General features: G+C 54.7%; 7 protein-coding genes. 1 reads left to right on the top strand and 6 read right to left on the bottom strand.

The window, feature by feature from the left end; all coding sequences use genetic code 11:
• Positions 1-463 precede the first annotated feature (463 nt).
• Together FLS37_RS15485 and FLS37_RS15480 are read right to left on the bottom strand one after the other, a co-directional pair.
• Complete coding sequence (locus FLS37_RS15485; RefSeq protein WP_157670878.1) at positions 464-970, bottom strand: DUF934 domain-containing protein; 507 nt, start codon at positions 968-970, stop codon at positions 464-466.
• Positions 963-2645 (bottom strand): nitrite/sulfite reductase, encoded by a 1683-nt coding sequence (locus FLS37_RS15480; protein WP_157670877.1) that lies wholly within the window; start codon positions 2643-2645, stop codon positions 963-965. The genes FLS37_RS15485 and FLS37_RS15480 overlap by 8 nt, the downstream gene beginning before the upstream one ends.
• Positions 2646-2940: 295 nt before the next feature.
• Between FLS37_RS15480 and pepN the strand changes: the two genes are divergently transcribed.
• Complete coding sequence (gene pepN, locus FLS37_RS15475) at positions 2941-5610, top strand: aminopeptidase N (protein WP_157670876.1); 2670 nt, start codon at positions 2941-2943, stop codon at positions 5608-5610.
• Positions 5611-5746: 136 nt separating this feature from the next.
• On the opposite strand, the gene FLS37_RS15470 is transcribed toward pepN, so the two are convergent.
• From FLS37_RS15470 to FLS37_RS15455, 4 genes are all read right to left on the bottom strand, one after another.
• Positions 5747-7321 carry a restriction endonuclease subunit S gene (locus FLS37_RS15470; RefSeq protein ID WP_157670875.1) on the bottom strand — a complete coding sequence of 525 codons (1575 nt, stop codon included), beginning with the start codon at positions 7319-7321 and terminating at the stop codon, positions 5747-5749.
• Positions 7318-8775 carry an N-6 DNA methylase gene (locus tag FLS37_RS15465; protein ID WP_157670874.1) on the bottom strand — a complete coding sequence of 486 codons (1458 nt, stop codon included), beginning with the start codon at positions 8773-8775 and terminating at the stop codon, positions 7318-7320. The genes FLS37_RS15470 and FLS37_RS15465 overlap by 4 nt, the downstream gene beginning before the upstream one ends.
• Positions 8776-8860: 85 nt before the next feature.
• On the bottom strand, positions 8861-10096 hold the full coding sequence (locus FLS37_RS15460) for a type II toxin-antitoxin system HipA family toxin (RefSeq protein WP_232522640.1): 1236 nt from the start codon (positions 10094-10096) through the stop codon (positions 8861-8863).
• Complete coding sequence (locus FLS37_RS15455) at positions 10093-10410, bottom strand: helix-turn-helix domain-containing protein (RefSeq protein ID WP_157670873.1); 318 nt, start codon at positions 10408-10410, stop codon at positions 10093-10095. The genes FLS37_RS15460 and FLS37_RS15455 overlap by 4 nt, the downstream gene beginning before the upstream one ends.
• Positions 10411-10472 lie beyond the last annotated feature (62 nt).

The following is a 10472-nucleotide window of genomic DNA, read 5'->3' as shown; positions in this document are numbered from 1 at the left end:
AGAAAAAAACGAGATGAACAATAAAGTTCGTCTTGTTTTACTTTCTTTTCAATTGAGTGCAAGCACTTGTTTCGACTTACGAATCAAGCACTCACACTCATCGGCTGTAATTTGTTAAAGATCGGTGTGAGACAGAGAGAAACTCGTTTTGTTTCGCTGCGTCATCAGCAGAGAGGCCGAACTATACCCACCGCCTTGAAACACGTCAACACCTATCGACAAAGAAAAGGAAAGAAAGATGCTAAGTGATTGATTGATAAGGAAACGAAGTTTGAAACATTCTGGCAGCGAACGCGAAAATCAAACGACCAGCACCAGCACAGTACTGAACAACACCAGCAAAAACTGCGCGCAATGGGCAGAAATAGCGACACCGAACGCTCAAACAGTGCAAACACTAAGCCGAAAAGCACTCAGCCCGCTGGCGCGGGCTGAGTTGGTATATACAAACTGGTTTTGGTGACTAAACAGTCACGGGCCGGCGCAGGAACAATGGGCTAGGCACATCAACGCTAGATTGATAAAACTCGGTGAAATCATCAATCCCTTTGAGCGCTTCATTGATGTCTTTGTCGGCACGCACTTCGAAGGCGGTAAAACCGCAACGTGCCAGATAGTTCAACGTGTCTTTGAATACATCACCCACAGCGCGCAATTCGCCAGTAAAGCCGTAGCGTACTCGCAGCAGGCGGCCAATCGAGAACCCACGACCATCGGTAAACGCAGGGAAATCGCAGGCGATCATCGGGAACGTATTTGCGTCAACTGGCAAAGATTCTGGTTCGTCGTCCGGCGCAAAGCAGATCGCAACTTCACGGCCTGCCAACTCTTCACGATGCCCCAGCCAGTATTGGTATGGAACCAAGATAGCGCCTTCGCCAGGAACAGATACCCCACCCTCTTCGTCGGCGACGACGCGAGTCCAGCGGTTATCGACGATATCGCGATTGATAATAACTTGCTTAGGCATCAGCTTTCTCCTTGCGAATCGGTTTGCCTTCGTAAACTTTGGCTTTGAAAGGCTCGGCACCGATGCGATCGAACACATCGATAAAGCGCTCTTCGCCTTCGCGGTTCGCTACAAACACGTCGATGATTTTGCTCATTACATCAGGCATTTCTTCCTGCGCGAAAGATGGGCCAATCACCTTGCCGATTTTCGCGTCGGCGCCTTGACGGCCACCCAGCGTAATCTGGTAATACTCGGCATTGTTTTTATCCACGCCCAGTACGCCAATATTGCCAACGTGGTGATGGCCGCAGGCATTGATACAGCCCGACATATTGACGTCGATTTCACCCAGATCAAATAGATAATCCAGATCGTCGAAACGCTCCTGGATAGCTTGGGCCACCGGAATTGATTTGGCGTTGGCCAGGGCGCAGAAGTCGCCACCCGGACAGCAGATCACATCAGTGAGCAAGCCAATATTGGGCGTTGCAAAGCCGATGCGCTTGGCTTCTTCCCACAGGGCAAACAATTGAGATTGCTTCACATCGGCCAGAATCAGATTCTGCCCGTGCGAGACACGCACTTCACCAAAGCTGAAGCGGTCAGCCAGATCAGCGACATCATCGAGTTGCGCATCGGTTGCATCGCCCGGTGGCACGCCGGTTTTCTTCAGCGAGAACGTCACCGCAGCATAGCCAGCAACTTTGTGCGCAAAGACATTGCGCTCTACCCAACGTGCAAAAGCCGGATTGGCTGCTTTGGCCGCGATGAACTCAGCATCGTCAGCTGGCAAGGTTTCATAAGCTGGGGCAGTGAAGAATCGGTGATTACGTGCGATTTCGGCATCGGTCAGCGTTTGCGGGCCGTCTTTCTCAAAAGCCCATTCCTGCTCGACCTTGGCGGCAAACGCTTCCGGCGTCATCGCTTTGACCAGAATCTTGATCCGCGCCTTGTATTTATTATCCCGACGGCCGTAGCGGTTATACACGCGCAGTACTGCGTTCAGATAAGTCAGCAGGTGTTTGGGCTCGAGCCAAGGCTTGATCAAATCGCCAATCATTGGCGTACGACCTAGGCCACCGCCGACGAAAATTTCAAAACCCACTTCACCGGCGGCGTTCAATTTCACATTGATACCAATGTCATGCACCAACACCGCGGCACGATCTTCTTTGGCACCGTTCACAGCGATCTTAAATTTACGTGGCAAGTGAGCAAATTCTGGATGGAAAGTCGACCACTGGCGGATGATTTCACACCATGGGCGTGGATCGACGATCTCGTCAAACGCTACGCCAGCAAATTGGTCCGACGTAGTATTACGAATACAGGCGCCCGAAGTTTGAATGCCGTGCATTTGTACGGTTGCTAATTCGGCCAACATCTCTGGCACGTTTTCTAGCGCTGGCCAGTTGTACTGCACATTCTGGCGCGTGGTGAAATGCACATAACCTTTGTCGTATTTACGCGCCAATTCGGCCAGCTTGCGCACTTGCGCACTGCGCAAATGGCCATATGGAATGGCAACGCGCAACATCGGGGCCAGACGCTGAATATACAAACCATTTTGCAGGCGCAGCGGGCGGAATTCATCGTCGGTCAATTCGCCAGCCAAATAGCGGCGCGTCTGGTCGCGGTACTGCGCTACGCGCTGGTCCACGATCTTTTGGTCGTAATCGTCGTAAATATACATGGCTTCTATCCGGTTATACGGCTAACAGTCTGCAATAATACCAGCCCTTCTATATTCAAGAGAACGATTCTTTTTGAATATGTATCAGTTTTTTAGTTCTATCTGACCCAACGCAAACCCCAGAGCATTGAATGATTGCGATGCCGATTGTGGCAGTCCGCGGCAAGCCTTGCTCTGGCGGCACATTTGCCGACTGGCGGCAATTGAAGATAATCACCACTGGCACGCCATTGTCTTACACGCAGCCTAGGGTTAATCTTGCAGACTTTATCTGCCAGCCTGAAGAGCCGCATTTATGAGCAGCCGCCAAGCCATCCATCGCCTTGACTATACCCCCCCTAGCTATCTGATTGACCGCGTTGATTTGACTTTCGATCTGGACGATACCCAGACAAAAGTCGTTTCCCGGCTGATTATCCGGCGCAATAAGGGCGTGGCCGCAGATACGCCACTGGTGCTGCATGGCGAAGCGCTGCAGCTGGAAAGCATCAAACTGGACGGCGCTGTGCTCACGGCCGAGGGCTACTGTATTGATGAATACACCCTGTCTATCAGCACGATGCCCGAAGATGGCATTCTGGAAATCGTTACCATCGTTGATCCGGCCAGCAACACCAGCCTGATGGGGCTGTATCAATCGAACGGCAATTTCTTTACCCAGTGCGAGGCCGAAGGCTTTCGAAAAATCACCTATTACCTTGATCGGCCGGACGTGATGGCCAAATTCACGACGACCATCATCGCTGACAAAACCAAATATCCGGTGCTGCTCTCGAATGGCAACCGCGTTGGCGCGGGCCAGCTCGACAAGAACCGCCACTGGGTCAAATGGGTCGATCCATTTAAAAAACCGGCGTATCTGTTTGCGCTGGTGGCTGGTAAGTTGGTCGTACTGTCCGGCACGCACCAGACGCAATCGGGCCGCACCATCAATATCGAAATCTACGTCGAGCCGGGCAATCTGGATAAATGCCATCACGCACTCGCCGCCGCACAAAAAGCCATGGCCTGGGACGAAGAGCGCTTCGGCCTCGAATACGATCTGGACACCTATATGATCGTTGCCGTGTCGGACTTTAATATGGGCGCGATGGAAAACAAGGGATTGAATATCTTCAATACCAAATTTGTGCTCGCCAAGCCGGAAACCGCGACCGACGTCGATTTTGATGGCATTGACGCCGTGGTGGCACACGAATACTTCCACAACTGGACCGGCAATCGCGTCACCTGCCGAGATTGGTTTCAGCTCTCGCTCAAAGAAGGCCTGACGGTCTATCGCGATCAGGAATTCTCCAGCGACATCGGCAGCCGCGCCGTGCAACGCATCGGCAATGTGCGCACGCTGCGCACCAGCCAGTTTGCCGAAGATGCCGGCCCGCAAGCTCACCCGATTCGTCCCGATGAATATCTGGAAATCAATAATTTCTACACCATGACCATTTACGAGAAAGGCAGCGAAGTGGTACGGATGTACGAAACGCTGCTGGGGCGCGATGGTTTCCGCAAAGGCATGGATTTGTATTTCAAACGTCACGATGGCCAAGCCGTCACTTGCGATGATTTCCGCGCGGCGATGGCGGATGCCAATCAAATAGGTCCGAATCATGTCGATCTGACGCAGTTTGAACGCTGGTACAGTCAGGCAGGCACCCCCAGGGTATCGGCCCAGGGCTCATACCAGGCTGAGACGCAGAGCTATACCCTCACCCTAACTCAATCCTGCCCGCCTACGCCGGGGCAAGACCATAAATTGCCGTTTCATATCCCCTTTGCCATCGGCCTGATTGACCGCCGGGGGCAGGATTTGCCGCTGCAGCTGGCTGGCGAAGCGCACGCAGGCGCAACAACCCGCGTCTTACAGCTGCGTGAAACAACACAAAGCTTTACCTTCACGCATGTACCCTGCCTGCCTGTGCCGTCCCTGCTGCGTGATTTTTCCGCACCGGTGGTGCTGGAATACGATTACAGCGATGATGACCTGGTATTCCTGATGGCGCACGACAGCGATGCCTTTGCGCGCTGGGAAGCAGCCAACACTTTTGCCACCCTGCTGATCAAACGCCTGTATGCACAGGAAACCAGCCTGCCACTGGCCGCACCGGACAACTTTATCGCCGCCTACCGCAAACTGCTCAGCGGCTATCTCGAACACGCCGACAAATTTGACCCCGCGCTGATTGCCCTGATGTTGCAGCTGCCGGCAGAAAACTACCTGCTCGAGCAATTATCCGACGTCGATCCAGGCCGCCTTTCACTGGTCTGCCAGACGCTGAAACAGCACATCGCCCGCGAAACACGGCAGGAGTTGCTCGCCATTTATCAGCGCCTCAACGACGGCACGCCCTACCGCTACGATGGCGAGCAAGTCGCGCGCCGCAGCCTGAAAAATGTCTGCCTTGACTATCTGGCTGAGCTCGACGAGAAAATGATTGCCAGCCTGCTGGCCGACCAATACCGCAAAGCCGACAATATGACCGATCGCCTCGCCGCGCTCAAAGCCCTGGTCAACCGCCACGGCCACGACGAAGGCGAAGAGCAGCTGGCCGACTTTGCCGCGCAATGGAAAGACGACGCACTGGTGATGGATAAATGGTTTGCACTGCAAGCCACCAGCCGCCGCCAAGGCACGCTCAACCGCGTGCAATCTCTGCTCTCGCACCCGGCCTTTTCGCTGAAAAACCCGAATAAAGTACGCTCGCTGATCACCTCATTCTGCGTGCTCAATCTGCAGCATTTTCACGCCGCAGACGGCTATGGCTACGCGTTTGCCGCCGAGAAAATCATCGAGCTCGACGCCATCAACCCGCAAATCGCCGCCCGCCTGGCCAGCTGCTTTAACCGCTGGAAGAAAATCGAACCATCACGCCGCGAGTTGATGAAACAAGAGCTGGAGCGCATTCGCGATCATCAGGGTTTGTCGTCGGATACGTTTGAGATTGTGAGCAAGGCGCTTAGCGTTTAATGCACAAAAAAGCAAGGGTATTGGGCTGAGAATCAATATTAAATTGAAATACAGCAAAATACCCCCTAAGAGTAATAAGTTTCGTAGGGTGGGTTAGCCGCAGGCGTAACCCACCGCAATGCTGCGGTGGGCGTGGTCATGCGCTGGCCTTTTTGCTGCGTTTGGGCTTGCTGCCGGCGGCTTCGCGCTGCGTGGCGAGGCGATTTAGGAGTTCGCTGGCGGGTTCGTCGGTCGGGTATTGCGGGACGAGTTCGCCGCGGAAGGCTTTGGCGAGCAGTGATGGGGTAAGGCGCTCGGCGGCGGCGGTGGCGCTGGCCAGCCGCGCTTCGAGGCGGTCGGCGAAGGCGAATAGTGTTTCGACGCGGCGGACGATTTCGGTTTGTTCTGCTACAGGTGGCGTCGCCAAGCGAAGCTCTTTAAGCGCAGGCATGTAAATCGTAGTTACGGTAGTGCCTTGCCCGGACGACATCCCCAAAAAGTCACGTCCAGCCATAAAGGCATACATCAGGTATTTCGGAACTAGGGCATCATGACAAACCCAATTTGCAAAATGCTGAGTCGTTGCCATTTCACGGCCCATCATAGTTACATAGCCAAACGAAATATCGCGGCAAAAGCAAACCGTTCCTTTTGGCAGTAAACGAGAACTTGAGTTGTCGATACCCAACTGTGTTGGCATGTATTTCGTGTCTGTGATTTCGCGCCCATCTGCCGCTCGAATATCCTGCAAACTAATCCAAGGCACAGTCCCATTTTCCCAATATTCAGGAACCGATTTTCGTGGTGTATGCCCAGACTCTAACTTGGCCAAAGTGACCAGTTTTTCCCAGTACCAGCCTTCTACCAACGGCTCTTGGTCGGCTTGAAAAATCACAAGTGGCGTTTTCAAAATTGATGCGCTAGAAGCGCTCTGTCCAATCGAGCATTGGTGCGATTCAGTGCGCGGGTCAGACGATGCGGCCTCGCGGGATTTGCTGGCTGCATTTGCCGACGGGTTGGCGTTGATGGGTGATGCTTGGTTTAACTGGCTCGCATTGGTATTGCCATGCAGCCCTTTATTATCATTGCCTGCATGGCCATACCCTTGCTGCTCGCGCCAGTCGGCGGTGAGATGGCCGCTGGTGGCGGCGGCTAGTACCGATAGTCTGAAGCGTTTGAGGATGGGCTGGACGCGTTCGAGGCGTGCGCGGCAGGCATCGACCCGCGCCAGCGTCGCGTCGAGCTTGTCGGCGATGCGTTTTTGTTCGGGGAGCGGGGCGAGCGGGAAAGGCAAACCTTCAATATCTGCTGCACTTACATTTGCAACTGCAACGCCCTTGCCTTTCTCTACAAGCTGTTTTTCTATTGTTTTTAAGAAATGCCAGACATATCGCTCGGATACATCAATCTTGGAATGCAATTCAACTTTACCGGTCCGCTGGTTTTGAAGCGCAGTAACATCCTTATCAAAAAGACATAGCTTTCCTATGGAGCCGGACATTCCGACAAGAATATCCCCTTTACGCAGTTGAAAACGCTCATACTCAGTCAGAAAGCTGTTCGGCAAAAAGGCACATTTTGTCAAATCAACTGTTTCACCAGCAAGATTTGATTGCTTAACCAGAGGAATCCCTTCATTTTTAAAATCAACTGTCTTGAAGGCATATCCATTTCTGATAGATAAAACAGCACCAAGCTCTGCATTTTCCCAGCCAATGGGTTTTTGACTCATTCCGCCACCTCTTCACCCAATTCAGCCAGAATCGCTTCCAGCTCGGCCAGTGCGCCGTTTAGTTCGTCCATCGCTTCACGCGCTAGCACACTTGGCTCGGGCAGGTCGGCGGCGTCTTCGGCGTTGTCGTCTTTGAGCCAGCTAATATCCAAACTGTCGCCGCGTTCGCGTATCCAGTTACGGCTGAACACACGGAAGCGCCCTGCTTCGCCCTGGTCGCTGCGTTTACTCGCACCGTGCGGGTCGGCACCAAAAGCGGCTTCAAAATCAGCAAAGTGGGCACGGGTAAACGGCGTGCGTTTGCCGAATTTCGGCATATTGGCGCGCAGGTCGTACACCCAGACGTTGTTGGTGCTGCCGGTGGCGTTGTTGCTGACTTTGCTAAAGAACAGCACATTGGTTTTGACGCCCTGCGCGTAGAAGATGCCGGTGGGCAGGCGCAGGATGGTGTGCAGATTGCATTTGTCCATCAAATCGCGCCGGATGTCGGCACCGATGCCCGCCTCGAACAGCACGTTATCGGGCAGCACCACGGCGGCGCGGCCACCGTCTTTTAAGTGGCGATAGATGTGCTGCAGGAAGGCGAGCTGCTTGTTGCTGGTGTCAAAGGTGAGGTCGTCGCGCGTTGGCCCGCCACCGCCTTTGGCGGTGCCAAAGGGCGGGTTGCTGAGCATGATGTCGGCTTTCGGCAAATGGCTGCCAGCGCTGCCGAGCGTATTGCCCAGATGCACTACGCCTTCGTCGTCGCCCTCCATGCCGTGCAGCAGGCAGTTCATTAGCGCGAGGCGGCGGGTGTCGGGCACGAGCTCCATACCCAGATAAGCCTTGGTGCGCTGGAAGCTGCGGGCGCGCTCGTCGAGGTCGTATAAATCATCCGTATTGGCTTTGATGTAGGTGTCTGCCGCAATCAGAAAGCCTGCCGTACCGGCGGCGGGGTCCTGGATGGTTTCGCCGGCTTGCGGTTGCACCAGCGCGATGATGCTGTCAATCAGCGGGCGCGGCGTGAAGTATTGGCCTGCGCCAGATTTGGTCTCAGAGGCATTTTTTTCCAGCAAGCCTTCGTACAGGTCGCCAAGGCCATCTTTTTGCGCCGAAAACCAGTCGAGGCCGTCGAGCGATTTAATCAGGTGCTCTAGATGGCGCGGCTCACGCAGGCGAGTTTGCGCGTCGCGGTAGATGGCAGAGATGAGCGGGTCTTGATGCACGCTGAGCTTGAGCAGCATGGCGCGGTATTCGTTAAGCAGGTTTAGGCCAGAGAGTGAGGCCAGATAATTCCAGCGCGCGTATTCGGGCAGCTTGTGCGCGGCCATGACGCCGCTTTGGGTGTTCTCGTATTCCATCTTGATGAACAGCAGCAGCACCAGCTCGGTGACGTAATCGCTGTAGTTGATGCCGTCGTCGCGCAATACGTCGCAGAGATTCCAGAGCTTTTGGACGATGTCGTTGTTGACCATGGGTATTGCCTTGTGGATATTATTAGTTATTGGCCACAGGGCATTACCCTGTAGATGTATTTTGAATCAGTATGAAAGCAGCGGTTTAGCCACCCCGCAAGCGCGCGGCATTGGCGGCGATGAGGTTGGCGAGGTTTTGCACGGTGGCGCTGCGGATAGCGTAATGCTGGGCCTGAGCGGTAAACGTCTCGGCCACGGTGAGTTGCTGTTCAAGCACTTGCGCCGCCCAAGTGGCATCCAGCGAATTTTGCTGCGCCAGTTGTAGCAGGTGGGCGCGGCTGATGTTGAGCGCCTCGCCGCAAACGTCCATTTGGTGATAGCCCGCTGGCCCTGCGCAATAGGTGAGGTCGTAGGCAGGTGACAACACCCAGCGGCGGTCTTGTCCCAACAGGTAGCTGAAGTTTTTGGGGTGGTCGTCGCGGTTGTTGAATAGCACATTGAATACGGTGCGTTGGTAGGCTTTTTGCACTTCGCGCTCGTCACGAGTGAGAAAGCGCGTGGCGCGCAGGAAGGTGCTGTAATCCACGCTACCAGGCAGACGGAAATCGGCGTGCAACAGGCCAGCCAGCGTGTGCGTGGGAATGCGCATGTTCGCAGCGACATCAAAGCGGGCAATGCCGAAAGCGGCCAGCGTTGGGCTAAGGTCGAAATACTGCGTGGCGGGGATGTCGAGGCCACAATCACGCGCCAACTGGGCATAGAGGCATTCGATGGCACAGACTTCTTTATGCTCGTTTTGCGCTTGGAATTTGACCAGCCAAGGCGTGCTGCCTGCAAAGTGTTGTGTGCTGAGTTGCCCGCTGGCGGGGTCGTAATGCACCAGCACTTTGGGGCGCGCACCATGCGGCGAGCCGCCCATTAAGGCGAGTTGCTTCAGGATGGCGCTGTCTTGGCCACTCAGCAGCGTTTGCGCTTGCTGGGCCAGATTGAGCAATTGCACATCAGTTGTGGGGACATCGCTGGTGCTGGCGGGCTGAAAGCTGAGTGCGCCCATGGCACGATGGCCAATGAAAGACAATCTATCGAGTACCGAGGCACGAGCGGGGTCGATGCCATTCTGACGAAATAGTCGGTCCATCAGTAGCAAGCCCCAGCCATCGGGCAAGGCATCGGCAATCAGCCCAGGCAGGCGCAGCTGGTAAGCAGGAAAATCGCTGTAGGCGGCGGACTGCAACTTGAGGTGACGTGGCGACAGCTCTAGGCCTTGCGCCAACGCTTCGGGGCTGTATTCAAACAGCAGCTTGCGGCCATCATCGGCCAGCGTGGCCAAATGCCAGCGCTCGCCCCACCCCTCATAAAACACATCGACTTTTTTAATCATGCTTTACTACCGCTGCGGGGCGCACGCTTGCGCTCGGCGAGCTGGGCGCGTTCCATTTGGGCGATAGATTGCGCGGTTTTCAGCTCGAACAGCGTGGCCAATTCATCGACCAGCCCTAAGGCCACGACGACGCGGATAAAGGATTCCAGCGATGAAATGCCCTTGCCTTCGAGGTTTTTGACCGTACCCAAGGCAAGGCCAGCGCGCTCGGCTAGGTCTTTTTGCGTTAGCGACTGCGCCAAACGCTGGCGCTTGAGGCGCGTGGCGAGCTCGGCGCAAATTTCTTGCTGCGTGGCAAAGGCAAAATCCAACATATTGGCTTTTATAAAAAATTGATTGGCCATATGGTCAATATATTAGCTTTAAAGCTCAAAAC

Source organism: Chitinibacter sp. GC72, assembly GCF_009760905.1.
Taxonomy (GTDB): Bacteria; Pseudomonadota; Gammaproteobacteria; order Burkholderiales; family Chitinibacteraceae; genus Chitinibacter.
This window is presented reverse-complemented; position numbering and strand designations above follow the sequence as displayed.

Coding starts and splice junctions, on each gene's coding strand:
- FLS37_RS15485 (WP_157670878.1), bottom strand. CDS start 970: ATGCCTAAGCAAGTTATTATCAATCGCGATATCGTCGATAACCGCTGG.
- FLS37_RS15480 (WP_157670877.1), bottom strand. CDS start 2,645: ATGTATATTTACGACGATTACGACCAAAAGATCGTGGACCAGCGCGTA.
- pepN (WP_157670876.1), top strand. CDS start 2,941: ATGAGCAGCCGCCAAGCCATCCATCGCCTTGACTATACCCCCCCTAGC.
- FLS37_RS15470 (WP_157670875.1), bottom strand. CDS start 7,321: ATGAGTCAAAAACCCATTGGCTGGGAAAATGCAGAGCTTGGTGCTGTT.
- FLS37_RS15465 (WP_157670874.1), bottom strand. CDS start 8,775: ATGGTCAACAACGACATCGTCCAAAAGCTCTGGAATCTCTGCGACGTA.
- FLS37_RS15460 (WP_232522640.1), bottom strand. CDS start 10,096: ATGATTAAAAAAGTCGATGTGTTTTATGAGGGGTGGGGCGAGCGCTGG.
- FLS37_RS15455 (WP_157670873.1), bottom strand. CDS start 10,410: ATGTTGGATTTTGCCTTTGCCACGCAGCAAGAAATTTGCGCCGAGCTC.